Source organism: Streptomyces nidicola (assembly GCF_050106155.1).
Lineage (GTDB): Bacteria > Actinomycetota > Actinomycetes > Streptomycetales > Streptomycetaceae > Streptomyces.
The window spans coordinates 483,284-507,654 of sequence record NZ_JBNBPI010000001.1; the positions used below are offsets into that span (position 1 = coordinate 483,284).

A 24,371-nucleotide genomic window follows, 5' to 3' on the forward strand; every position below is an offset into this window, starting at 1 on the left:
TCCTACGTATCAGGCCATGGTTCGCCGTGCCCGTAGGCAGCGCCGCATCTCCTCCGCGTACGGCAGGGCCACACCGGCACCGATGACCGCGGCCAGGGCGGCGAGGTAACCGGCGGACAGCGGACGCTCCTTGGGGCGCAGCCGCCAGTCCTCGCGTCCCCGGCCGCCGCGCAGCGCCGCGTGCACCTCGTCGGAGTGCAGGCACGCGGTGAACGCCATGGCCGTCAGCGGGAGTACCTCCAGAAAGCTGTGGATGTGCTGTTCGACGGGGCGGATCTCCCGCTGCCCCGTGGCGAGGGTGACGTCCCACAGGGCGGTCGCCGAGTGGGCGAGCGCCGCGCCACCCATGACGGTGAGGACCAATGGGTTGACGCGGGCGAGCAGCCCCATGGTGACGGGGACACCCGCCTCGGTCATCATCAGGGCGTGCACCGCCGACTCCTTGGCGCCGCTGGTCTCCTCGATCCGCGTCTTGCGGTGCATCGCCCAGTCGGCGACCGCCGGAACCACCCACAGCGGCAGCACGCCGTAGAGCAGGAACCGGCGGTTGGCGTCCTCCGTGTCGGTGGTGCCCAGCGGCACCGGGAGGTCCTTGCCGCGCCGCCAGTGTCGCCACGACCGGGCGCGGGTCGATGTGCGCGGTGTCATGTGTTCCTCCATGGCAGGCGTGTGAGGCGCCGCCGCAGGTGTGTCAGGCGCTTTGGTGTGCCCGCTCCCGTTGCGGGACCACGGTGTACTTGGGGTCTTCGGCGGACGCGACGCCGGCTGCGAACACACCGAACCGTGTGCAGGCCGACCCGCCCAGCAGTGCCAGTCCCGAGAGCGTGGCGGCGGCCCGGTGGTGTCCCAGGAGCGCACCGGTCAGGGCGCCGCCGGCCACCAGGGCGCGGGAGGCGCGCAGGAGACGTCCCGCGCGGCCGTCGCGCCAGGTCTCCGCGACGATGCCGAGGCGCTGTTCGGCGGCCCTCATGAGGTACGCGTCCGCGCCCGCGGCGAGGACGGCGGCGCAGCGGGCCGGGCTGTTCTCCCCCGGCGGCGCCGTCACCAGCGCCATCCCGGCGGCCGCGGCGGTGGCCGACGCCGTGAACAGGTACGGCAGTTCACGGTGGACGCCGTGCCAGGCCGGTACGGCCGTGTCGGCGGCCAGGACGCCGGTGTAGGCGGCGACCGCCGGGCCGAGCGCGGCCGCCGTGCAGGTCGCGGCGGTGCCGACGCGGGGCAGTCGGCCGGTGACGGCGCTGGCGGCCGCGACACCCGCGGCCGGACCGTAGGCGCTCAGCAGCCAGGAACCGACACTCATCGGGGACGTCGGTTTGATCACGCGCAGCATGTTGACGAACCGGCCGGGCCGCCCGAGGTCGTGCACCAGTGCCGCGGCCGACAGCGAGACCGCGGTGAGGGAGGAGACCTTCATCGCGGTCGCCATGTGCCCGCGACCGGTCACGTGTGCACCCGCCGCGAGCACGGACCCGGCCCCGGCGAGGCCGCCGAGGAAGAAGTACCCGGCGATGTCGCGGGCCGCCCACGACGGGGCCTTGATGACCGGCTTGCCGTAGTAGGAGGCGAACTCGGCCTCGGGGACCATGAGTTGCTCGCCGCGGCGGCCGCGCCGCATCTTCTTGTCACTCACGCGCGCCTCCTGCCCGCCGCGGCGAACGACAGCGCGACGCCGCCGAGCAGCGTCAGCGCGGCGGCCCCCGCGTGCTTCCACATGGTCGGCAGATCGCGGGTGGTGACGACCGGGTCGGGTGGGAGTCCGTAGACCTCCGGCCGGTCGAGCAGCAGGAAGAACGCTCCGTCGCCGCCGACCCCGTCGTCCGGATCGTTGCCGTAGAGGTGGGCGTCGGGCACACCGGCCTTGTGCAGTTCGTCGACGCGCAGCGCCGCGCGCTCCCGCAGTTCGTCGAGCGGTCCGAACTGGATGGACTCCGTCGGGCAGGCCTTGGCGCACGCGGGCTCCTGACCGGCGCCGAGCCGGTCGTAGCAGAGCGTGCACTTGAACACCCGCCCGTCGCTGGGGCGTTGCTCGATCACGCCGTAGGGACAGGCGGGCACGCAGTACCCGCAGCCGTTGCAGACGTCCTCCTGGACGACGACGGTGCCGAACTCGGTGCGGAACAGGGCGCCGGTCGGACACACGTCGAGGCAGGCGGCGTGCGTGCAGTGCTTGCAGACGTCCGAGGACATGAGCCAGCGCATCTCCGGCGCCCCGCCGTCGACCGGGGCCGGTGACTCAGGGGCCAATGCTCCCTGCGCCAGCGGCAGTTCGGTCCGCCCGTCCGGCTGCGGCGGCTCGGCCTGCGGCGCCTGGACGGACTCGGCCTGCGGCTGCTCGACGGTCCCGGTCCTCGGCTGCTCCACGAAGGCGACATGCCGCCACGTCGAGGCGCCCAGGGACTGCGTGTTGTCGTACGACATCCCGGTCAGCGTCAGGCCGTCCTCGGGGATGGCGTTCCACTCCTTGCAGGCCACCTCGCACGCCTTGCAGCCGATGCACACGGACGTGTCGGTGAAGAAGCCGACCCGCTCCTCGCTCATGCGCGGTTCTCCGTTCCGGTCGTCTCGGTGATGCCCGCGCGGCGCCGGTACTCCGCGACGAGCCGGGGCAGGTCGGCCCCGCGCGGGCGGCGGCCGGGGCGGATGTCGGCGGTGAGTGCCTTGTCCTCCTGGATGTGGGCGTTCGGGTCGAGGGCGATGGCGACGAGTTCGTTGGCGGCGTCCCCGGTGGCCGTCCCGTTCGGGCCCCAGTGGAACGGCAGCCCGATCTGGTGCAGCGTGCGCCCCTGCACGGTCAGGGACCGGATCCGGTCGGTGATCAGGACTCGCGCCTCGATGGCGTTGCGCGCGGTGATGACGGTCGCCCAGCCGCCGTGCTCCAGGCCGCGCTCGGCGGCGAGACCGGGAGACACCTCGCAGAACATCTCCGGCTGAAGCTCGGAAAGGTAGGGCGACCAGCGGCTCATCCCGCCGGCGGTGAAGTGCTCGGTGAGCCGGTGGGTGGTGACGACGTACGGGTACACGTCCGCGCCCGGCTCGGCGCCGCTGGGGTGGTAGCGGTTGCCCTCGCGCGGCAGCAGCCGGCGCGCGGGCGACCGGGAAGTCGACGGGTACACGGCGTTGGGGAACGGCGAGTCCTGCGGCTCGTAGTGCGTGGGCAGCGGCCCGTCCTCCAGGCCCGCAGGGGCGTACAGCCAGCCCTTGCCGTCGGCCTGCATGATGAACGGGTCGTCACCGCGCAGCGCGTCGGGTCCCGTGGCGTTCTCGTCGGGTACGTGCCCTGGGGCGCGGTCCGGGACGAAGTCGGGGATGTCGTGGCCGGTCCAGCGGTTGGTGTCCGGGTCCCACCACACGTATGCCTTGCGCTCGCTCCACGGTGTTCCGTCCGGTGCGGCGGAGGCGCGGTTGTATAGGATTCGCCGGTTGGCGGGCCAGGACCAGGCCCACTCGGCGGCGACCCAGTCCTGCTCCGACTCGGGCTTCCTGCGGGCGGCCTGGTTGACGCCGTCGGCGTACACACCGCAGTAGATCCAACAGCCGCAGCGGGTCGAGCCGTCGTCCTTCAGCTCCGTGTACGCGGACAGTGGACTGCCGTCCGGACCACGGCCGTTGATCTCCGCGAGGACGGCGTCGGCCACCGGCTCCTGGAGCGGCCCGGCCACCGGGTAGTCCCAGGTCAGGTCGAGGATCGCGCGGTCCATCGGATCCGTGGAACCGGCCAGCTTCTCCTTGATGCGGCGGCCCAGGTGGTACATGAACCACAGATCGCTGCGCGCGTCACCGGTCGGCTCGACTGCGGCGTGGTGCCACTGCACCCACCGGTTCGTATTGGTGAACGAGCCCGACTTCTCGGTGTGCGCGGCCGCCGGGAAGAAGAACACCTCCGTCCCGATGTTCTCGGTGTGCAGCTCGCCGCTCTCGATCTCGGGGCCGTCCTGCCACCAGGTCGCGGACTCGATCAGGGAGAAGTCCCGGACGACGAGCCAGTCGAGCTGCGCCATGCCGAGCCGCTGAAGCCGGGTGTTCGCCGAGCCCACGGCCGGGTTCTCGCCCATAAGGAAGTAGCCCTTGCACGCGCCGTCGAGCTGCGCCATCACCGTCTCGTACGTGGAGTGGTCGCCGGTCAGGCGTGGCAGGTGGTCGAAGCAGAAGTCGTTCTCGGGCGTGGCCGCGTCGCCGTAGTACGACTTGAGCAGGCTGACGAAATAGGACCGCATGTCCGCCCAGAAGCCCTTGTCGGTGCGGGACGCGGTGACGAAGTCGTCCAGGTTCATGTGCTGGTGGGCGTGCGGCATGGGCAGATAGCCGGGCAGCAGGTTGAACAGGGTGGGGATGTCGCTCGATCCCTGGATCGAGGCGTGTCCGCGCAGCGCCTGGATCCCGCCACCGGGACGCCCGATGTTGCCGAGCAGCAGTTGGAGGATGCTCGCGCAGCGGATGTACTGCGCCCCGACCGAGTGCTGCGTCCAGCCGACCGCGTACGCGAAGGCACTGGTGCGCTCACGGCCGGAGTTGGAGGTCAGGGCGTCGCAGACGCGGGCGAACGTCGCGGCCGGGACGCCGCACACCTCCTCGACCAACTCCGGTGTGTAGCGGGCGAAGTGCCGCTTCAGGACCTGGTACACGCACCTGGGGTGGGTGAGCGTCGGGTCCGTCGGGGCGTGCGGCGTGCTCTGCGGGCCGCCGGAGCCGTGTGTCTCGGCGCCGCCGGAGGGGTGCACCCGGTCCTCGTACTGTTCGTCGACGTCGCCGATCGGCTGCTGGACCTGCTCGCCCTCGTAGCTCCAACTGTGCTGGTCGTAATGGCCCTTGTCCTCGTCGAGCCCGGAGAAGACACCGTCGAGGTCCTCCGTGTCGCGGAAGTCCTCGCTCACCAGCGTCGCCGCGTTCGTGTAGTGCAGCACGTACTCGCGGAAGTCCTTCTCCTCGGTCAGGACGTGGTTGATGATGCCGCCGAGGAACGCGATGTCGGTGCCCGCGCGCAGCGGGACGTGCAGGTCGGCGAGTGCGCTGGTGCGGGTGAAGCGCGGGTCGACGTGGATGATGGTCGCGCCGCGCGCCTTGGCCTCCATCACCCACTGGAAGCCGACCGGGTGTGCCTCGGCGAAGTTCGAGCCCTGGATGACGATGCAGTCGGAGTGCTGAAGGTCCTGCATGAACGTCGTGGCGCCGCCCCGGCCGAACGAGGTGCCGAGACCGGCCACGGTGGAGCTGTGACAGACTCGGGCCTGGTTCTCCACCTGAACCACGCCGAGGCCGGTCAGCAGCTTCTTGATGAGGTAGTTCTCCTCGTTGTCGAGCGTCGCGCCGCCGAGCGAGGCGATGCCCATGGTGCGCGCCGTGCGCTTGCCCTCCCGCTCCCACTCCCAGGTCTCGCGCCGCGTCGCGATGACCCGGTCGGCGACCATGTCCATCGCCGTCTCCAGGTCGACCGGCTCCCACTCGGTGGCGTACGGGCGTCGGCGCAGCACCTGGTGGCGGCGCGCGGGGCCGGTCGTCAGCTGGAGGGTCGCCGAGCCCTTGGGGCACAGCCGCCCGCGGCTCACCGGCGAGTCGGGGTCGCCCTCGATCTGGACGACCTTGTCGTCCTTGACGTACACCTGCTGACCGCAGCCGACGGCGCAGTACGGGCAGATGGAGCGGGTCACCCGTTCGGCGGTGTCGGTGCGGGGGCGCAGTTGCCGGGTGCGGTCGGAGGTCACGGCGTCGCCGCGCCCGGTGCGGTCGCGGCCGGTCGTCAGCTGCCGGTACACGGGCCATTTGCGCAGCTCGTCCATCGCGCCCATGAGGGGCTCCCTGAGGTCGGTCGTGGCGCCATCCATTCTTGAACGGCCCCCGACCCGGCGCCAACGCTCGGCCGTTCGACGCGTGAGTACCGCGCCGGGTGCCGGTAAAACTCCTCAGCCTCCGAGGACTCCGGGCAGCGCCAGAGCGCCCAGGAGGGCCGTGCCCAGTACGAACCAGGCGACGTAGTCCCCGATGTGTCCCGAGTGCAGGCGGCGCAGCGGGGCCGTCCAGGCGTACGGCTCCGTCGGGGCGCCGCGCCGCAGGGGCAGCGCCGCGCATCCGGCCGCGCACACCGTGGACAGCAGCCCGGTCAGCACGGAGGCGGCCGTCCAGTGCGGGGCGAGGGCGGCCGGGGCTTCGAACGCCCGGCCGACCCCCTCGGCGAAGGCGGGGACGAGCCCGGCGACGAGCGCCCCGGCGAGCAGCAGACCGGGCACGGCCACCATCGGCAGCGGCACACGGCGCAGCGGTTCGCTCGTCTCCGGTTCCTCGTCTCCCCCGGTCGTCGTGGCCGACCGCGACCGCTCGGGGCGCGGGCCCACGCCCCAGAAGACCCGCGCGGCCACCCGCAACACGGCGGCGCCGGTGACCGCGGACACGACGAGGAACAGCGCGGTGCCCACGGTGCCCGCCGCCTCCTCGGTCGTGCCCTTGCCCAGCGCCGTACCGAAGGGCGGCAGACCCGCGAGGACGAGGGCCGCCACGGTGTAGAGCACGGCGACGGTGCGCAACTCCCCTGCGCGGCCGTGCAGTTCGTGTTCGTCGACGCTGCCGTACCGGTCGAGGAGGATGCCGGTGCACGCGAACAGCGCCGCCTTGGCCCCTGCATGGCTGAGCACGTACAGCGCGACACCGGCCGTCGACTCCGGGCGCAGCAGGCCGACGCCGACGAGGAACAGTCCGGTGTGCGCGATGGTCGAGTAGGCGAGCAGCCGTTTGAGGTGGCGCTGCTGCCAGCACATCAGGGCGCCCAGGAGGGCGGTGAGCGCGCCGAGGAGGACGAGGCACCGGGTGATGTCCTGGGCGGGCAGTCCGCCGGGGCCGGAGAAGACACGGTCGTACACCCGCCACACCCCGTACACCCCGAGCTCGACCATGACCCCGGACATCAGCATGCACACCGGCGTCGGCGCGACGGCGTGCGCGTCGGGCAGCCAGAAGTGGAAGGGGACGGCGGCCGCCTTCACCAGGAGGCCCGTCGCGACGAGGACGAAGGCGGCCAGGGTCAGGGCGTCGGGCGGCCCGTCGGCGTCGAGCGCGGCCCCGATCTGCCGCATGCCCAGCTCCCCGGTCCGCGCGTACAGCAGGGCGATGCCCATCAACGTCGCATACGCGCCGAGGGAGTTGACGAGCCCGAAGGTGAGGGCGCCCTGGACGGCCTTGGGCTCCTCGACGCGGTGTCCCGTCAACGCGTAGGCGGCGACGCTCATCAGCTCGAAGAAGACGAACGCGTTGAACAGGTCCCCGGTCAGCGTGAAGCCGCACATGCCCGCCTGGAACAGCAGCACGAGCGCGGGGAACGAGGCCGCGGTTCCGTGCGGCACCTCGTCGAAGTACCGCCAGGAGTAGGCGAGGACGGCCACGGTCAGCAGTGAGACGAGTGTGGCGAGTCCGGTGCTCGGCGCGTCGCCGCTCAGCACGATGCCCACACTCCGGCCGTGCACCGGTTCCCAGCCGCCCACCCATTCGACGGCGCCCGGCGCCGCGTGCCCGAGGAGGACGGCCGCGAGCACGGTCGTCGCGACGGCGACGGTGGCGGCGATCGAGTCGGCGGCGACGCGCGGCAGCACCCGGCCCAGCGCGACGAGCAGCGCGGCGCCCAGCAGGGGCAGGGCCACGACGAGGGGCAGCAGTTGGTTCATCCGCGCAGCTCGGAGAGTTCGTCGGGGTCGGCCGTGCCGTGCCGCTTGGCCACCTGGATCACCAGGGCGAGGAGCAGCGCCGTCACCGTCGCCCCCACGACGACGTCGGTCAGCGCCAGGGCCTGGACCACGGGGTCGACCAGCGGGCGGGTGTGCGGCTTCAGGTCGGAGTGCAGGGGCGCGGTGCCGCCCGCCCGGTATCCGACGGCGAGCAGCAGCACGTAGGTCGCCGACTGGCACACGGCCAGGCAGCCGACCGCGTGCACCAGGTGCCGGCTGGTGGCCAGCCCGTAACAGCCCACCAGGAAGATCCAGCCGGACACGAGGTACGGGAGGACGGTCATGACCGGGCCCCCTCCGCCCGGCCGCGCGGAGCGTCCGTGATCTCGACGGCCTGGTCCAGGAACCGGCTCACCAACACCACGACGGCGCACGCCACTTCGATGCCGACCGCGAAGTTCAGCAGGGGCACGATGCCTCCGGACGCGAGCGTGTTGAAGGTGCCGTACGGGAGGGTGTTGGCGAGGAAGGACCCGCCGCCGATGAGTCCCGCCGCCCCGACGAGCAGATAGGCCGCCTCCCCCACCGCGTCCCCGATCTCGTACGGGCCGATGGGCCGGATCCGTTCCAACGCCCGGTAGTCGGCGCCGATATAGAGGAAATGCACGGAGGTGGCGACGACGACGCCGCCCTGGAAGCCGCCGCCGGGGCTCAACTGCCCACTGGCGACGACGTACAGGCCGACCACCAGAGCCAGCGGCAGCAGGATGAGGGAGTACCGCCGCACCCACGGGTCGACGCGCGCGGAGCCGGGCGGGACGCGGTCCTCGTCGCGGGTCTGCCGGAGCAGGACGACGGTGCCGAGCACCGCGGTGAGCAGGATCGACTCCTCCCCGAGGGTGTCGAAGGCCCGCTGGTCGAAGTTGACCGCGGCGACGACGTTCGCGGTGTGCCGGGCGAGCGCGGCCTCCGTCGCCCGCTCCCCGTAGGGATGCCAGTCGCTCCCGAACTCCGGCAGCGACAGGAACGCGGCGGTGAGCAGCGCGGCGAGTCCCACCCCGCCCACGCCGAGCAGCCACAGCCGGAACCGTACGCTCATCGGCCCGCCTCCTCGTCCGCCGCCCGCCTGCGGCGCCGGACCTTGCGCACGGACAGCAGGATGAGCAGCGGGGTGAGCACCGATCCCACGGCGAGCTGGGACAGCGCCAGGTCGGGCGCTTGGAGGACGGTGAACAGGGCGGCGAGCGTCAGGCCGAGCACGGCGAGGACCAGGGCCTGCCGGGCCGGTTCACGCACCAGGACCGCCGCGGTGGCCGCGGCGGCGACCAGCAGCAGGCACACGGTGATCAGTACGTCGTCGTTCACCGACGCCTCACTCTCGATTCCGGATTCCCCCGGGCGTGCGTTCGGGGCGTTCACTTCGCGCACTCACTCGTCCGCGTCCGCCTCGTCCACCACACCCACCGACAGGCTCCGGGAGGCAACCACGTTCCCGGCCGCCACCAGCACGCCGATGACGGCCGTCTTCACGGTCGAACGGCCCGGGGTCGCGGCCACGCACACGGCGACCGTCACCACGACGCTCGCCGCCACACACACGCACGTCACCACCGTGGAACCACGCGGCGCGCCCGGCGCCAGGTCGTCGGCCAGCAGCCGCACGCACACCAGCGTCCCGGCGGGACCGAGCAGCGCCAGGACCAGCGAGAGGTCGACGTAGGAGGGGCGGGCGTACCCCTGCGCCATGAGCAGCAGGGCCAGCGCGACCACCGTGCCGCCCGCGTTCTGCGCGAGGATCCGCCGGTCCGTCGAGCCGGTCACCACGCCCCACAGGACCAGGGGCGCCCCGATACCGAGGAGGGCGGCGGCGCACGCGAGCCACCCGTTCACCGGGAGCCCGCCGCACGGCGCGCCGCGGTCGCGGCCCAGGCGCCGGCCGCCGCGCAGCACGCACCCACGACCGACGTCAGCAGGTCGACCGAGGTGACGAGCACGAGCCACAGCGCGGTGAGCCCGGCCCACCAGGCGGCGAACTCGGCGCCGCGGATCAGACGCGACACAGGCAGAACGGGTGCCCGGCCGGGTCCGCGTACACCCGGAATCCGCGTTGCCCGTCCTGGTCGTCGAGGTCCAGCGGCATCGCGCCGAGGGCCAGTGCCTCGGACTCCGCCGCGGCCATGTCGGTGACGTCGAAGTCCAGGTGCATTTGCTGCGAGTTGTCCTCGGCGTGCGGCCAGCGGGGCGGGCGGTGCCCGGGTGCCCGCTGGAAAGCGATGCGGTGACCGCCGGGGACGTACAGGTCGTACCAGTCCTCGTCGTCGTGCTTGATCTCGCCGCCGAGCAGCGCGGCGTAGAAGCCGGCGAGCGCGGCGGGGTCGGGGCAGTCGACGGCGACGAGGCTGTACTGGGCAACGGCCATGACGTTCTCCTGCTCTCACGGGTCCATGTGGTCGATGGGACGTGCGCAGACGGGTACCTCGGAGGCGTGCGTGCATGCCCCGCTCGGCGGCACGGCGCGGCGGGCACCACCGCTACGCAAATAGACCATTTTCCGTCGCTCGATGCTCGTATCGACATGGCCTACGAGGTGTGGGGGCGGCGGGGGCGGGCGTGTTGAGCCGCAACCTTGCGAGGTCCGCCGGTCAGGCCGGGCGGATGCCCGGCCAGCGGCCCGTGGCGGCCAGTTCCCTCGTGACCTCGACGATGCCGCGGCGGACCGCCACCACGGTGTCGCGCGGCTCATAGTTGTCCGTGGCCGTGCGCACCGCGTTGTGGCGGCGCAGCGCGGGGTCGATGATGCGGCGGACTCCCAGTCGGTGTTGGGCACCGTGTACCGCGACCACCGAGCGCGGCAGGATCGTGCAGGCCTCGCCGCTCTCCGCGATACGGATCAGCGTGCCGAGGGATTCCACGTCGCCGACGTTCCTGGGCACCAACCCGTGGGCGGCGAACGCCCGGTCCACCAGGGCCCGCAGATTGCTGCGCGCGCCGGGCGTCACCAGTGGCACCTGCCGCAGCTCGTACAGGGACACCTCGTCAGGGCTTTCCGGGGCGGGGTCGGGGTGGCCGATCAGGTACAACTCCTCGGAGTAGAGCGGAAGTTCCGCGGTTCGTGGCGCGTCGTCCTGGCGGAAGACCGCGGCCAGGTCGAGGCGCCCCGCGAGCAGCAGTTCGTGAACGTAGCCGCTCATCGACTCGAAGAGCTGAAAGGTGGATGCCCGGGTAGTGGGCGCGCACCCAGGAGAACAGGGCGGGGGCGAGCGGCGCGGTCACCGTGGTGGGCAGGCCGATGGCGACCGGACCGTGGACCTGCCGGGCCGCTCCACCTTGATCACGCGGGCGCCGAGGTCGGCGAGCTGTCGGGTGGCGTACGGAGCGGCGATGGCCTGCTCGAGCGAGACGACGGTGATGTCGCGGAGGGGTTGCATGTGCGTCTTTCTGTCGGGGTTCTCTCGGGCTTGCTGCCGGGCGGAGGCGGGGCGGTCTCAGACGACGAGGCTCACGGCGATGACCAGCACCAGCGACACGACCGACGCCCTCGCGGTCACGAGGGTGAGTGCCTTGAGCGCGCCCCGCGTGGTCACTCCGAGGAGCGGTTGGAACATCCAGAAGAAGTTGCTGTTGACCTGGAGGGCGAAGAGCGAGCCCGAACCGATCGCCAGCGCGAGCACCGCGGGTGGCACGGCGAGGTCGCCCATGATCGGGGCGATGATCCCGGCCGCCGCGATGGCAGCGACGCCGATGGAGCCGATGGCCAGGTGCAGCAGCGCGGCGACCAGCCACACCAGCAGGATCGTCACCACGGTGGACATGCCCGCGTCTGCCGAGAAGATCCCGGAAAGCACCTTGTCGAGGCCGGTCTTGCCGATGACGGCGCCGAGCGATCCGCCCACGCCGGTGACGAGCAGGATCTGCCCGGTGCTGTGGAAGCCCTCGGTCACCGCCTGGTCCACCCGCTCGTTGCTGAGCACCCGCTTCGCCAGGGCGTACGCGCCGACCAGCCCTGCGAACAGGGCGAACGCAGGGTTGCCGAGAAAGGCGAGCAGATCGGACTCCACGCCCGCGGCGTCGGCGATGGCACCGGCGGCGATGAGCAGCAGCGGGACGACGATCGGCAGCAGCGAGTGGTACAGCGGCGGCAACGGGCGGCGGGCGCCGGGGTGTTCGTCCACGCTCGCGGTGTCGGTCGGTTCATCCCGCGCGCCCTCGCTGTCGGGCACCTCGTCGGTGTCCGCGTTCCAAAAGCCGCGGCGCAGCAGCCGGCCGTAGAGGAACGTCGTCATCAGCGCCGCGAGCGGGCCGAGGACGAAGCCGTACCCCAGCATCGTGCCGAGCGGCACATGCAGCAGTCCGGCGACCGCGAGGGTGCCGAGGCCGGGCACCACGAACACGTAGCCGACCAGGATGCCCGCGCTCAGTGCGCCGCCCATCATGGGCAGGCCGTAGCGCCCCATGCTCGGCGCGGCCGACTTGGCCAGCGGGGCGGCGAGGACGAGTTGGACGTCCACGTAGATCGACGGGAAGACGGCGCTGAGGGCTCCGGCGAGCGCGTAGGGAAGCTTGCCCGGGTCGAGGAGCCGGTCGTGTCGATGGTGCCCTCGAAGCCGAGGCCGGTCGCGATGCCGAGATAGAGCGAGCCGATGACCAGGGCGATCACCGGTTCCACTTTCGGCACCAGAATCAGTAGGACGACCACGAGGATGGCTATCGCGGTATGCAGAGCTGTCACGGGGTTCCTCTCACCACGTCGTGAGTACATGTGAGGGAAACACGGTGCTCAGGGCGGCGGAAGGCAGCAATCCGCGATGGGGGTATCAGGTGACCTTATGGCGTTCGAGCAAGTCACCTAGCGCCTCCGCCACTTGCTCCGGTGCCTCGTACATCGGGCTGTGGCCGGCGTCCAGGACGGACAAGCGGGCGCCGGGCACGGCCGCGGTCATCGCCTCCGCGTCGGCGACGGTGCGTACGGCGTCGAAGCGTCCGTGGACGACCGACACCGGCATCCGCAACTGCGCCAGCCGCGGGGCGAAGTCGGTGGCGTGCTGGCTGCTCAGCGCGTCGAGCGCCGCTTGGACCGGGACGGCGTGTCCGTATTCGAGCAGGCGCTCGCGCACCTCGGCCGGCGGGACCCGGTGGAACGAGCGGTCCATGACCGCCCGCACGACGTCCGCGGTCCCGTCCCTCCGCATCGAGTCGATCAGGGACGTGACATCACCGTGGTGACGCATGTTCGGGCCTGTGTTGATCAGCATCAGTGCGCCGACCAGATCGGGCCGGGTCAGGGCGAGTTGCAGCGCGATGGCACCGCCGGTGGAGTGTCCGACGAGCAGGACGGGCTCCTGCCCGGCGTGGCCGATCGATCCGGCGACCCACTCCGCGACCTCCTCGATGCGGTGCGAGGGCGCGTCGGTCATCCACGACAGGGCGTGCATCTCGATGTGCTCGTCGAGCAGCGGGGGCAGACGTTCGAAGATCAGCGGTGAGCAGAAGGTGCCCGGGAGCGCGATCACCTCCCGGGCCTTGACCCGCCTCACGGCGCTCGACCCGTCCGAACCCGTGGCCTGCTGAGAGGGGATCATGTTCTGCTCCATCGTTGGACAGCGGACCGCACAGGGACGGCGGTGCCGACCAGCCGACCCTACGAAGATCAGACCGGCCGGACAAGGGTGTGTTGTCGCCCCGGTCGGCCGCCGGCCACCGCCGTCCACCGCTCAGACGGTCGCGATACCCGGGTCGCTCACCGCCGGTGTCCCGTTCTCCACGTGACCGGCCAGGCGGCGCAGCCAGCCGGTGACACCCTCGGCGCGCACCGTCAGGTCGTACCAGCGCCGGGTGTTCTTCAGGTCGACGGCCTGCCGGACCGTGCCGCCCGCGGGCACGGTGTACGTCTGCACGGCGCCGCCGTACGCGTTGGTGACGGTGAGTCGGACGGCCGCGGACGTCGGGTTCGTGAGGGTGAGGCCGAGGTTGCCCGTGCCCGCGTCGTGGCGCGCGGTCACCTCGGGACCCGCGGTCTTGTTGTCCCCCTGGAAGGCGCGCAGGAAGCCGTTCGGGCCGTGCGCGGTGAGGTCGTAACGGCCCTCGGAGTAGGTCGAGTTCCAGCTGTCCGCGATCGACTTCCCGGCCTCTGCCGTGTACGTCCAGGGGCCGTCGCCGCGGCTGAGCGAGCGCACTTGGAAGGCGGCGCCGGCCTGGTCGCCGCCGCTGAAGGTGAGCCGGTACTTGCCGGTCGCGACGTCGGCCGCGCCGTCGACGTACGGGGCGTAGGCGAGCGGACGGCTGGGGCGCGAGCCGGCCTCCTGGCGGGGCAACGCGCCCTGTGCGGGCGGCTTCGGTACGTAGCTGGGGTGGCGGTCGCGGTCCGGCGGGGTGTAGCCGGAGGTGTCGGGCAGCTCGGCCGGGTCGGTCACCTTCATGGAGAAGTCGAAGGCCGAGGTGAGGTCCCCGCAGATGGCGCGGCGCCAGGGCGAGATGTTGGTCTCCTTCACCCCGAACCGCCGCTCCATGAACCGCAGGATCGACGTGTGGTCGAAGGTCTCCGAGCACACGTAACCGCCCGTGGACCAGGGCGACACGACGATCATCGGCACGCGCTGGCCAAGACCGTAGGGCCCGGCGGCACGCGTTCCACCGGGGTAGTAGTCGGGTCCGGTGTCGACGGTGGACAGGCCCTGGTCCGCGGACGCCGGCGGGTACGGCGGCACGACGTGGTCGAAGTAGCCGTCGTTCTCGTCGTAGGTGACGAACAGGGCGGTCTTGCTCCACACGTCGGGGTTCGAGGTGAGGGCGTCGATGACCTGGGAGATGTACCAGGCGCCGTAGTTCGCGGGCCAGTTGGGGTGCTCGCAGAACGCCTCGGGAGCGGCGATCCAGGAGATCTGCGGCAGTTTGCCGGCCTTCACGTCGGCCTTGAGGAGGTCGAAGTAGCCGTCCCCCGCCTTGGCGTTCGTACCGGTGCGCGCCTTCTCGTAGAGCGGGTCGCCGGGCTTGGCGTTGCGGAAGTTGTTGAAGTAGAGGAGCGAGTTGTCCCCGTAGTTGCCCCGGTAGGCGTCGTCTATCCAGCCCCAGCCACCGTCGGCGTCGAGGCCGTCGCCGATGTCCTGGTAGACCTTCCAGGAGACACCGGCCTTCTCCAGGCGCTCGGCGTACGTCGTCCAGCCGTAGCCCGCCTCCTCGTTGCCGAGGACGGGGCCACCGCCCGTGCCGTCGTTGCCGACATATCCGCTCAGCATGTAGTAGCGGTTGGGGTCGGTCGCGCCCATGAACGAGCAGTGGTAGTCGTCGCAGACCGTGAACCGGTCGGCGAGGGCGTGGTGGAAGGGGATGTCGTCCCGGGTCAGGTACGCCATCGTGCCGGTGCTCTTGGCGGCGATCCAGTTGTCGTACTTGCCGCCTGCGAAGGCGCTGTGGCCACCGGCCCAGTCGTGGTCGAGCCCGGCGATGAACTGCATGCCGAGGTCGTCCGCGTCCGGGTGGTACGGCAGGGTCTCCTTGCCGCCGCTGGACTGGTGCCAGACCGGCTTGCCGCTCGGCAGGGTGACCGGGCGCGGGTCACCGAACCCGCGGACGCCCTTCAGGGTGCCGAAGTAGTGGTCGAAGGACCGGTTCTCCTGCATGAGCACCACGATGTGCTCGACGTCCTGGACGGTGCCGCTGCGGCGGGCGGCGGGGATTGCGGCGGCGCGGTCGATGGAGCCGTTGAGCGCCGTGAGAGCGGCGGTGGCTCCGGCGATCTGCAGGAAGCGACGCCGGTTGAGTTCGGTCATGTGTGGGGGGTTCTCCTGTTTCTTCAGTGGTGACGCGTCAGAGCTGTTGTGTCCAGAGGCTGTTGTGCAAGGAGCACGGGCAGCACAGCACTCATTACGTCACCGCCGACCGACAGTTCGGAGACAGCAAGTCGAACTCGTTCTTACGCGAATCGACACACATGATCAAGAGACTGCACCAGGCGATCACACGCCCATCACTGGCCGACCTCTGTTACCCGCCCGTCCGCCGCCAAGCGGGTCAGCCACTCCCGCAGCAGGCCCTGCTCGGCCTCGCTGAGGACGTCCACCTTGTCGGGCAGCGCGGCGCGCAGCGCCCGGGCCGCCGGGGCGGGGCCGGACTCCGCGGCGGAGAAGGCGGGTTCGGCCCGGGTGACGGCGGCGATCATCGACTCGCGGAGCACGGTCAGCAGCGCCGGGTCGCGGCGCTCCGCCGGGGTGGCCTGCCAGGTGATGACGGCGCCCTGACCGGTGGCCTGGATGATCTGCGCCGCCAACTCCTCGTCGACCCGCAACCACCCGGACGCCGCGAGCCGGCGCACCCGGCCGTGCAGGATCTCCAGACCCGCATGGTGCGCCACGTCCGCCTCCCGGCCGGTGGCCCGGTTCATCACCGCGAAGAGCTCGGGGCGCGAGACACCGAACTCCACCACCATGTCCCAGCCCCGGCGCAGCTCCTCCACCGGATCCTCCGGCGCGGGGTCCAGCTGGGCGCGCTTGCTCTCCAGGAACTGCGCGTAGCCGTGCTCGGCGACCGCCTCCAGGAGCCCGTCCTTGTCGCCGAAGAGCCGGTAGATCGCCGGCGGCTGAAGTCCGGCCGCGGCGGCGACCGCGCGGGTGCTGACCGCGTCCGGTCCCCCGCTCTCCAGCAGCTCGACGGCCGCTTCGACGATGCGGCTGCGGGGGCTGTCTGCGGTGTCACGGGTAGTCATGTATCGATGATAGCGAGATATTGATTCCACTGTTAGTTTCAGTGTTACCGTTGTCGTGATTCCACTGGAAACACGGTAGGAGAACCCCGTGATCATCGTGACCGGAGCCACCGGAAAGCTCGGCCGTCGCGTCGTCGAACGCCTGTTGGAGCGCGTTCCCGCCGAACGGGTCGGCGTCAGCGTCCGCGACCCCCACAAGGCCCAGGACCTCGCCGACCGCGGAGTCCGCGTGCGGCAGGGCAGCTTCGACGACCCCGCCTCTCTCGTCCACGCCTTCGAAGACGCCGAGCAACTGCTCCTCGTCTCCCTCGACCGCAGCGGCGAGGAGTGCGTCGCGGGCCACCGCACCGCCATCGACGCCGCCGTGAAGGCCGGCGTCGGCCGCATCCTCTACACCAGCCAGATGGGCGCCGCCCACGACTCGCACTTCCAGCCGTGCCGCGACCACGCGCGGACCGAGGACCTGCTGCGCGCCACCGGCCTGCCCTGGACCGCGCTGCGCAACGGCTTCTACGCTGCCAGCGCCCTGCAGTTCCTGGAGCCCTCCCGCCACAGCGGCGACATAGCGCTGCCGGCGGACGGCCCGGTCGCCTGGACCGGCCACGACGACCTCGCCGAGGCCACCGCCGCGATCCTCACCGACGAGGGCCGCTTCGAGGGGCCCACCCCGCCGCTCACCGGTCCTGCGGCGCTCGACTTCGACGCCGTTGCCGAGCTCGCGGCCAAGGCCGCCCGGCGGCCCTTCACCCGCACCGTCGTCCCCGACGACACCTTCCGCGAGCAGGCCGTGGCGCATGGTGTGCCCGCCCCGGTGGCCGAGCTGATGCTGAGCATCTTCGCGGCCGCGCGCCATGGCGAGTTCAGCGCCGTCGACCCGACGCTCGGCGAATTGATCGGCCGTGAACCCGCCGGCTTCCGGGCCCTGCTGGAGGACTCCTGGACCGAGGGGGTTGGGGAGGTCGAGCAGATTCCAGCGCGATGACGTGAGGGGCTCAACCCACGGCGCTCTCCCGTCTCAACCCCACCGCTCCCCCGTCAACCCCCGCTGCTCTCCCGCACGATGAGCTCATGCCCGACGACGTGATCCCGTGGCGGGGCCCCGCCCGGATCGTCGATGCGGTCGAGCAGGAGCGTCACAGCGGCCCGGGCGATCTCCTGCTTGTCCGGTGCCACCGTCGTCAGGCTCGGCACGCTGAAGCGCGAGGCCTCGATATCGTCGAAGCCCACCACGTCGAGGCTCTCCGGGACGTCCACCCGCCGCTCGTGCAGGGCCCGTAGCGCGCCCAGAGCGAGGTGGTCGTTGAGGCAGAGCAGGGCGTCGGGGCGCGGATCCGTGTCGAGGAGGGCGTTCGCGGCCCGCGCGCCGTCCCGCCACTGGAAGGCGTCCACCGGGAACACGAGGTCGCCGTCGAAGGGGACCCCGGCCTCCTTCAGCGCCTCGCGGTAGCCGTCGGTGCGCAGCCGGTCCGTGCCCTGCCGGCCGCGCACGCTGCCGCCGACCACAGCGATACGACGCCGGCCCCGCGACAGCAGGTGTGCGGTGGCCTCGCGCGCCGCCGCCACGTTGTCGATGGCGACATGGTCCGTGCCGCCCTCGGCGGGCCGCTCCCCGAGCAGGACCACGGGAAGGCCCCGGTCGCGGGTGGCCAGGTCACGCGGGTGCAGCGCGAGCGGGCTGAGGATGACACCGTCGGTGAACTGGGCGTCGAAGCCGTGCAGCGCGGCCAGTTCACGCTCGCGCACGCCGTTCGTCCGGTGCAGCAGCACGGTCCGGCCGCGCCGGTCCGCCTCGGCCATCACGAGCCCGGCCAGTTCGGCGAAGTACGCCACGTCGAGCTCGGGCACGGCCAGGGTGATCATGCCGGTGCGGCCCTGGCGGAGCTGTCGGCCCGCGATGTTGACCCGGTAGCCGAGCGCGTCGATCGCCTCCTTGACGGCCTCGCGGGTCCGGTCCGACACATGCTCGAAGTCGTTGATCACGTTGGAGACGGTCTTGGGCGAGACGCCCGCGTACTCCGCCACGTCCTTGATCCTTGGCCTGCCCGCCACGCCGCTCGTCCCTTCCTCTCCTCTCACCCCGTCCGCTCCGTCCGCCGCGGGTGAGCGTATCCACCCGGACGCACCCGTTGGCCGATTCGCCATTGCCGGCCGACTCGCCGTCCCAGCCGCCGCGTTGACACGCCTCTGCCCCTTCCCTACCGTCCTGAAGCCCTGGGACTTACATCGATGTAAGGAGAAGCTCATGCGCGCACGACACCGTGCCGCTCTGGTCGCCGGTCTGGCCGCCGCGTTGATCGCCCTGTTCGCGGGCCTGGTCAGTGCGACGCAGGCCCCCGAGGAGAAGCCCGCCCCGGCCTCCGCGCAGAAGTCGGCATCGGCCGCGGCCGCATCGAGCACCTTCCGCAACCCGCTCAACACCGGCCCGGACCCGTTCCTTTCCTACGCGAACGGGGCCTACCACCTCACGACCACCCAGGGCGACAGCATCAAGATGTGGAGCTCGCCCTCTCTGGCCACGCTGCTCGACGCGGACCCCAAGACGGTGTGGACGGACAGCGACACCTCGCGCAACCAGCACATCTGGGCGCCGGAGTTCTACCGCTCCGGCGGGCACTGGTACATGTACTACACGGCCGACGACGGCACGGACGAGCACCACCGCCTCTACGTCCTGGAGTCGCAGGGCGACGACCCCACCGGCCCGTACCACTTCAAGGCGAAGCTCACTCCGCCCAACCATGCCGACGACTTCGCGATCGACCCGGGCATCCTCCAGCACAACGGCAAGCTCTACCTCGCGTACAGCGGCATCAACCCGTACCAGCACAACGGCCTCAACATCGCGCCGATGTCGAGCCCGTACACGGTCTCGGGCGACGCGGTCGCCATCGACGGGGCCGGCGGCTGCCCCGAGGTCCGCGAGGGCCCGGAGTTCCTGAACCGCAACGGCCGTACGTGGATGACGTATTCGACCTGCGACACGGGCAAGCCCGACTACCAGGTGTGGATGATGTCCCTTGCGGACGGCGCCGACCCGCTCGTGCCCGGCAACTGGAAGCAGCACGACGGGCCGGTGTTCGAGCGCGCCGACGACCGCGGCGTGTTCGGGCCCGGCCACCACGCCTTCTTCAAGTCCCCCGACGGCAAGGAGGACTGGCTGATCTACCACGCCAAGACCACGTCGACGAACACCTACAGCAACCGCACGACCCGCGCCCAGAAGATCGGTTGGAACGCCGACGGCAGCCCGAACCTCGGCACGCCGCTCGCCATGGGCGCCACCCAGAACCTGCCCTCCGGCGACCCCGGATCGGGCAACCACTGGATCAACGACGACGGCCGCTCCAGCGGATCCGGCTCCCTCAAGTACACCGGGACATGGAACTCCGGTACGGGCTGCGCGGCGCAGTGCTTCTGGGGCGACGACCACTGGAGCGACAAGGCGGGCAACACCGCGACGTACTCCTTCACCGGCACCCGGATCGCCCTGCTGTCGGTCAAGGACACGGGGAACGGCATCGCCGCGATCAGCGTCGACGGCGGGCCCGAGAAGCGCGTCGACTTCTACGGCGCGATCCGCACCGGCGAGACCCTCCAGTACCTCAGCCCACGCCTCACGAACGGCCCGCACACGGTGCGGGTCCGGGTGACGGGCGACAAGAGCGCGTCCTCCTCGGGCTCGTTCGTGAGCGTGGACCGGGCGGAGGTCTACACGGACTGAGGTCCTACACGGCCCGATCGGCGGCGATGTCGTCCGGCAGCCGCGGAGGCGGTCCTTGCGTCCACACCACCCGCAGCGTCGACGCGGAGATCCGCCAGCCGTCGGCCGTCCTGACGAGTCCGGTGTCGGCATGACCGGCGGAGATGAAGACGCTGCCCGAGCCGTCGGCCAGCACGTGGGTGCTCAACTGGGCACCACGGGCCGTGGCCCGGTCACCGTCGACCTCGATGACGGCGTTGGTGCCCAGGTGCACCGTCCGGTCGAACAGCGCCATGCCTCCCCGGATACGGGCCAGCAAGGCATCGCGGCCATGGACGGTGCCGATGGGCATCTCGGCGGTGACGTCCTCGGTGTGGAACGCACGCGCCCACTCCTCGTCGAAAACCCCGTCGTCCAGGGACCGCAGATATCGGTCCAGCAGGTCGGTGATCTCGGCGCGGTCGGTCAGAACCCGCACCTGTCGCTGCATCTCTTCGGTGTCCATGACGGGAGCCTCCTGCCTCAAGCGCGCTTGAGGTCAAGGAGACCCCCGGACGGTTCGGCCGTCAGACGCCCGCGCCCGACGACACCACAGGTGAATCGGTCCTGTCCCCTACCGACCCCTGCGTCGCCTTCTTCGGGACCGGCTGGTCGTGGCGCAGGGCCTTCCACACGGTGTGCGAGGCCTTTTCCAGGGGGAGGACCCGACCCGCGTCCTGCGCGTCGTAGGTGACCGGCAGGGTGACCATCGTGGTGCGGTCGGGGCTGATGCCCTTCAACTCCTTGGCGAGGCCGAGGAGTTTGTCGGCGGACGCCAGCTCGGAGTCCGCGCTGATGCTCTTGGTCGCCGTGTCCGCGAGGGCGTAGGACTTGCTCGGGCTGCCGAGCGGGTCGACCGTGTCGGCGCGGTGGATCAGGGCCTTGATGAACGCCTGCTGGAGCTGGATGCGGCCGAGGTCGCTGCCGTCGCCCACGCCGTGCCGGGTGCGGACGAGCGCGAGTGCGTCCTTGCCCTTCAGGCGGTGCTTTCCGGAGTCGAGGGAGAGGCCGCTGTTGCTGTCGTGGATGGCGTTGCGGGTGGTGATGTCGACGCCGCCGAGCTCGTCGATCATCTTCTGGAAGCCCTTGAAGTCGACTTCGAGGTAGTGGTCCATGCGGACGCCCGACATCTTCTCGACCGTCTTCACGGTGCAGGCGGGCCCGCCCAGCGCGTACGAGGAGTTGAACACGGCCTTGTGCTCTGCCTGGACGTCGCCGTGCGAGGTCTTGCAGGTGGGGCGGTCGACCTCGGTGTCGCGCGGGATGCTGACGACCGAAGCCTTCTTGTGGGTCTTGTCGACGTGCAGCACCATCGCCGTGTCCGCGCGGGCGCCCATGACGCCGCTGCCGTACTCGCCGTGGGTTCCCGCCCGGGAGTCGGAGCCGAGCAGGAGGATGTTCATCGCGCCGTCGCGCTGTTCGTCGGGCCGGTCGGAGCCGAGGGCGGCGTCCACGTCCGTGCCCTTGATGTTGCCGTTGAGGTGCTGCCAGGCGTAGGCCACACCGCCGCCACCGACCAGGGTCAGGCCCAGCGCGCCGCCCGCGATCCAGCGCAGGGCGCGCTTGCGCTTGCGGTGCTTGGAGCGGCGCAACCGGGCGGGGCCGTAGGCGGGCACCGCGGGCGCCGCGGGCTCATCGGCCGGGTGCGCCTGGTGCTCGTTCCCGCTCTCGTGCGGCATGGGGGCTTCCTAACTGCTCAGTGCTGCGTACTGCTGCTCGGTGCTGGCCGGCCAGTGGCTCAGTACGCCGAGTCGACGTTGTCGATGGAGCCGTAGCGGTCGGCGGCGTAGTTGGCGGCCGCGGTGATGTTGGCGACCGGGTCCGTCAGGTCGTTCGCCGTGCCGGCGACGTGGTACGTGTCGAAGGTGGGCTGGATGACCTGGAGCAGGCCCTTGGACGGGGTGCCGTTCTGGGCGTTGACGTCCCAGCCGTTCTCGGCGTTCGGGTTGCCGGAGGACTCGCGCATGATGTTGCGGTGCAGGCCCTCGTACGTGCCGGGGATGCCCTTGGACTTCATGATGTCGAGGGACTCACGGATCCAGCCGTCGAGGTTGTTCGAGTAGGTCTTGGCCGACGCCGCGGTCTTCGTGGTCGTGGCGGTCGAGGCGGTCTTGGCGGCAGCCGTGCCGGTGTGCTCGGCGGCGTGCGCCTGCGTGGGGACCAGGGTGAGGGCCGCGGCGATCGCGCCGGCCGCGGCGATGCCGGAGACGGAGATCTTGCGCGTACGGGCGGTGCGGTCGGCGTTCACCGGCGTCTGGACAAACTGCATGAGGGTGGCTCTCCAACGGTTCTACGGGGACGGCACGGAGTGCGTCGTGTGCGGATGGCCGGCGCCGGTGCTTTCCGGACGCTTCCGGCTGGTCCCGGCTGCTCGGAACTCAGTCAGGGTTAGCGGCGCGTGACGGCGGGACGCAAAGATGTGACGTACTACCCGGGTACGCAGAACTGGCGGATCGGGCACTTCGGACAGGCTCCGGACGGGACGCGGGGCGCGACTCTCCCGGTCGGCCGCGGCTACTACCGCGCCTAGCATGTGCCGTGGCTCATATGGGTGGGCTCACAGCCGGAGGGGTCCGCGAGGGGTTTGACCGGCTTCACCGGAAGGGCGATTCCCGGCCGTTCACATCTCCTCCACCCCGGCGTGGGCAACCGGTCACCTGCCCCAGAGGTCTGCTGTGATGTCGATGCGCCGGATTCCCCAGGGAATCCGCCCGGGGATCCCTACGGAAATCCCCGCGCACCGGCAGCTCGGCCACAGGACAAACGGGAGTGTGTGTGAACGGCATGAGACGGCAACGGATGCTCGCGGCGTGCGCGACGGCGCTGGCGGTGACGGGAGGCGTGCTGCTGGTGGGGCCCGCGCAGGCGCAGGCCGAGCCCCGGGCCGAGGTCTCCCCCGCGGGTGACTTCGACGGCGACGGCTTCGGGGACCTCGCGGTCGGGGCGCCGGAGGGGACGATCGCCGGGTTCGCGAAGGCTGGCTACGTCTCGGTGGCGTACGGCACCGCACAGGGCGTGCGCACCACCCGCCACAAGGGCATCACCCAGCGCACCGCGGGCATCCCCGGCACCCCGGAGGCGGGCGACCGGTTCGGTTCGGCGACGGCCGTCGGGGACGTGGACGGCGACGGGTACGCGGACCTGGTCATCGGAGCCGGCGGGGAGGCGATCGGCTCCGTCAAGGGAGCGGGTTCGGTCACCGTCGTCTTCGGCGCGAAGGGCGGGCTGAGCGCGGACGCGATCGCCTTCCACGCCCCGACCCCGACGGCCCGCCAGGCCTTCGGCGACAAGCTGGCCGTCGGCGACTTCGACCACGACGGCCGCGCCGACATCGCGGTCGCGGCCGGGACGAAGGTGCACGTGGTGAAGGGGGCCGCCCATCTCCGCGACACCCCGAAGCCGGCCATCAAGGCCCTCACCCCGCCCGGCGGCGGCGCGGGGACCGGCCAGATCGCGGCGGCCGACGTCAACGGCGACGGCTACACCGACCTCGCCACCGTCGCCTACGTGGACGACGCGGCGGACGAGGGCACCCTCGGCGTCCTGGGCGGCTCTGCCAGGGGCCTCACCGGCACGACTCTGGGCAAGACCGGTCTACCGTTCGCGGGCTACAGCATCGTCGCCGGTGACGTCACGGGTGACGGCAAGGACGACATCGTCGTGGACACCGGCTTCTCGGACGGCCCGGACGACTTCCTCATGCGCATGTTCCCGGGCACCGCTTCGGGGATGGGCGCGGGTGTCGCCTACGAGGGTGAGGCGCAGCCCGGCCGGGCCGGCGTCCTCGCCGACCTCGACGGCGACGGCCACGCCGACCTCGTCACGGCCGACACCACCGCCACCGACCCGGACGGGTTCAACAACGCGGGGGCGGTGACGGTCGTGCCGGGTGCCGATTCCGGCCTGGACGCGCAGGGCGCGCACACCATCACCCTGGCCACGCCCGGCGTGGTCGGCTCCAGCGAGGGCAACGACCTCTTCGGCTCTGCGGTGGCCGCAGGCGACTACGACGCGGACGGCACGGCCGACCTCACCGTCGGCGCCCCCGGCAAGTACCTCGGTACGGGCGCGGTCAGCGTCATCCCCGGCTCCGCGGACGGCCCGACCGGCACGGGTTCGATCCTCTTCACCCCGCAGGACCTGGACCACCCGACGGTCAAGGCCCGCTTCGGCTCGGCTTTGGGCGCGACGACGCGCCACTGACGCCACGAGGGCTCCGGGGGGAATTACGCACCGGGCGCACGGCCGCCCAAGCCCCTCGAGTCCTTCTGCATCCGGCACGGTGTGG

Annotated in this window: 23 protein-coding genes and 2 pseudogenes; 4 read left to right on the top strand and 21 right to left on the bottom strand. The window is 71.4% G+C overall.

Features of this window, described 5'->3' with window-relative positions:
• Positions 1 to 9: 9 nt before the first annotated feature.
• From ACOKM3_RS02260 to ACOKM3_RS02340, 17 genes and pseudogenes are all read right to left on the bottom strand, one after another.
• On the bottom strand, positions 10 to 648 hold the full coding sequence (locus tag ACOKM3_RS02260; protein WP_426896317.1) for a diguanylate cyclase: 639 nt from the start codon (positions 646 to 648) through the stop codon (positions 10 to 12).
• A gap of 43 nt (positions 649 to 691) precedes the next feature.
• Positions 692 to 1,615, bottom strand: coding sequence for an NrfD/PsrC family molybdoenzyme membrane anchor subunit (gene nrfD, locus ACOKM3_RS02265; RefSeq protein WP_426906673.1), 924 nt, complete (start codon positions 1,613 to 1,615; stop codon positions 692 to 694).
• Between the two features lie 11 nt (positions 1,616 to 1,626).
• Positions 1,627 to 2,538, bottom strand: a complete 912-nt coding sequence (locus ACOKM3_RS02270) for a 4Fe-4S dicluster domain-containing protein (protein ID WP_426896319.1) — start codon at positions 2,536 to 2,538, stop codon at positions 1,627 to 1,629.
• On the bottom strand, positions 2,535 to 5,783 hold the full coding sequence (fdh, locus tag ACOKM3_RS02275; RefSeq protein ID WP_426896321.1) for a formate dehydrogenase: 3,249 nt from the start codon (positions 5,781 to 5,783) through the stop codon (positions 2,535 to 2,537). The genes ACOKM3_RS02270 and fdh overlap by 4 nt, the downstream gene beginning before the upstream one ends.
• A 114-nt stretch (positions 5,784 to 5,897) precedes the next feature.
• Positions 5,898 to 7,646 carry a complex I subunit 5 family protein gene (locus ACOKM3_RS02280; protein ID WP_426896323.1) on the bottom strand — a complete coding sequence of 583 codons (1,749 nt, stop codon included), beginning with the start codon at positions 7,644 to 7,646 and terminating at the stop codon, positions 5,898 to 5,900.
• Positions 7,643 to 7,990 (bottom strand): sodium:proton antiporter, encoded by a 348-nt coding sequence (locus ACOKM3_RS02285; protein ID WP_426896325.1) that lies wholly within the window; start codon positions 7,988 to 7,990, stop codon positions 7,643 to 7,645. The genes ACOKM3_RS02280 and ACOKM3_RS02285 overlap by 4 nt, the downstream gene beginning before the upstream one ends.
• Complete coding sequence (locus ACOKM3_RS02290; protein WP_426896327.1) at positions 7,987 to 8,745, bottom strand: MnhB domain-containing protein; 759 nt, start codon at positions 8,743 to 8,745, stop codon at positions 7,987 to 7,989. Before ACOKM3_RS02290 ends, ACOKM3_RS02285 begins: the two co-directional genes overlap by 4 nt.
• A complete protein-coding gene (locus ACOKM3_RS02295) occupies positions 8,742 to 9,011 on the bottom strand; it encodes a hydrogenase subunit MbhD domain-containing protein (protein WP_426896329.1) in 270 nt (89 codons plus the stop codon). The genes ACOKM3_RS02290 and ACOKM3_RS02295 overlap by 4 nt, the downstream gene beginning before the upstream one ends.
• A gap of 63 nt (positions 9,012 to 9,074) precedes the next feature.
• Positions 9,075 to 9,536: a monovalent cation/H+ antiporter complex subunit F gene (locus tag ACOKM3_RS02300; protein WP_426896331.1), complete on the bottom strand. Its 462-nt coding sequence runs from the start codon at positions 9,534 to 9,536 to the stop codon at positions 9,075 to 9,077.
• Positions 9,533 to 9,706, bottom strand: a complete 174-nt coding sequence (locus ACOKM3_RS02305; protein WP_426896333.1) for a hypothetical protein — start codon at positions 9,704 to 9,706, stop codon at positions 9,533 to 9,535. Before ACOKM3_RS02305 ends, ACOKM3_RS02300 begins: the two co-directional genes overlap by 4 nt.
• Positions 9,694 to 10,065 (bottom strand): VOC family protein, encoded by a 372-nt coding sequence (locus ACOKM3_RS02310; protein ID WP_426896335.1) that lies wholly within the window; start codon positions 10,063 to 10,065, stop codon positions 9,694 to 9,696. Before ACOKM3_RS02310 ends, ACOKM3_RS02305 begins: the two co-directional genes overlap by 13 nt.
• Positions 10,066 to 10,288: 223 nt before the next feature.
• A pseudogene (locus tag ACOKM3_RS02315) lies at positions 10,289 to 10,846 on the bottom strand (LysR substrate-binding domain-containing protein); the annotation flags it as partial.
• A 96-nt stretch (positions 10,847 to 10,942) separates the two neighbouring features.
• Positions 10,943 to 11,074 (bottom strand): annotated as a pseudogene (locus ACOKM3_RS02320) (CoA transferase); the annotation flags it as partial.
• Between the two features lie 57 nt (positions 11,075 to 11,131).
• Positions 11,132 to 12,154, bottom strand: a complete 1,023-nt coding sequence (locus tag ACOKM3_RS02325) for a GntP family permease (RefSeq protein ID WP_426896337.1) — start codon at positions 12,152 to 12,154, stop codon at positions 11,132 to 11,134.
• A 306-nt stretch (positions 12,155 to 12,460) separates the two neighbouring features.
• On the bottom strand, positions 12,461 to 13,225 hold the full coding sequence (locus ACOKM3_RS02330; RefSeq protein WP_426896339.1) for an alpha/beta fold hydrolase: 765 nt from the start codon (positions 13,223 to 13,225) through the stop codon (positions 12,461 to 12,463).
• A gap of 132 nt (positions 13,226 to 13,357) precedes the next feature.
• On the bottom strand, positions 13,358 to 15,412 hold the full coding sequence (locus ACOKM3_RS02335) for a phosphocholine-specific phospholipase C (protein ID WP_426896341.1): 2,055 nt from the start codon (positions 15,410 to 15,412) through the stop codon (positions 13,358 to 13,360).
• A 197-nt stretch (positions 15,413 to 15,609) separates the two neighbouring features.
• On the bottom strand, positions 15,610 to 16,344 hold the full coding sequence (locus tag ACOKM3_RS02340) for a TetR/AcrR family transcriptional regulator (RefSeq protein WP_426896343.1): 735 nt from the start codon (positions 16,342 to 16,344) through the stop codon (positions 15,610 to 15,612).
• A gap of 88 nt (positions 16,345 to 16,432) precedes the next feature.
• Here ACOKM3_RS02340 and ACOKM3_RS02345 point away from each other — a divergent pair, with 88 nt between their 5' ends.
• Positions 16,433 to 17,326 (top strand): SDR family oxidoreductase, encoded by an 894-nt coding sequence (locus tag ACOKM3_RS02345; RefSeq protein ID WP_426896345.1) that lies wholly within the window; start codon positions 16,433 to 16,435, stop codon positions 17,324 to 17,326.
• Between the two features lie 53 nt (positions 17,327 to 17,379).
• On the opposite strand, the gene ACOKM3_RS02350 is transcribed toward ACOKM3_RS02345, so the two are convergent.
• Positions 17,380 to 18,393 (bottom strand): LacI family DNA-binding transcriptional regulator, encoded by a 1,014-nt coding sequence (locus tag ACOKM3_RS02350; protein WP_426896347.1) that lies wholly within the window; start codon positions 18,391 to 18,393, stop codon positions 17,380 to 17,382.
• A 193-nt stretch (positions 18,394 to 18,586) separates the two neighbouring features.
• On the opposite strand from ACOKM3_RS02350, the gene ACOKM3_RS02355 reads away from it, so the two are divergent.
• The gene (locus tag ACOKM3_RS02355) at positions 18,587 to 20,065 is read left to right on the top strand and encodes a glycoside hydrolase family 43 protein (protein ID WP_426896349.1); all 1,479 of its coding nucleotides are present in this window, start codon (positions 18,587 to 18,589) and stop codon (positions 20,063 to 20,065) included.
• Between the two features lie 4 nt (positions 20,066 to 20,069).
• Here the strand turns inward: ACOKM3_RS02355 and ACOKM3_RS02360 are convergent, their stop codons facing one another.
• The 3 genes from ACOKM3_RS02360 to ACOKM3_RS02370 form a co-directional block, all read right to left on the bottom strand.
• The gene (locus tag ACOKM3_RS02360; RefSeq protein ID WP_426896351.1) at positions 20,070 to 20,549 is read right to left on the bottom strand and encodes a nuclear transport factor 2 family protein; all 480 of its coding nucleotides are present in this window, start codon (positions 20,547 to 20,549) and stop codon (positions 20,070 to 20,072) included.
• A gap of 61 nt (positions 20,550 to 20,610) precedes the next feature.
• Complete coding sequence (locus ACOKM3_RS02365) at positions 20,611 to 21,762, bottom strand: LCP family protein (protein ID WP_426896353.1); 1,152 nt, start codon at positions 21,760 to 21,762, stop codon at positions 20,611 to 20,613.
• Between the two features lie 59 nt (positions 21,763 to 21,821).
• Positions 21,822 to 22,352, bottom strand: coding sequence for a transglycosylase SLT domain-containing protein (locus ACOKM3_RS02370; RefSeq protein ID WP_426896355.1), 531 nt, complete (start codon positions 22,350 to 22,352; stop codon positions 21,822 to 21,824).
• 129 nt (positions 22,353 to 22,481) lie between these two features.
• Between ACOKM3_RS02370 and ACOKM3_RS02375 the strand changes: the two genes are divergently transcribed.
• On the top strand, positions 22,482 to 22,613 hold the full coding sequence (locus tag ACOKM3_RS02375; RefSeq protein WP_426896357.1) for a hypothetical protein: 132 nt from the start codon (positions 22,482 to 22,484) through the stop codon (positions 22,611 to 22,613).
• A 254-nt stretch (positions 22,614 to 22,867) separates the two neighbouring features.
• Positions 22,868 to 24,286, top strand: a complete 1,419-nt coding sequence (locus tag ACOKM3_RS02380; RefSeq protein WP_426906674.1) for an FG-GAP-like repeat-containing protein — start codon at positions 22,868 to 22,870, stop codon at positions 24,284 to 24,286.
• Positions 24,287 to 24,371: the final 85 nt, after the last annotated feature.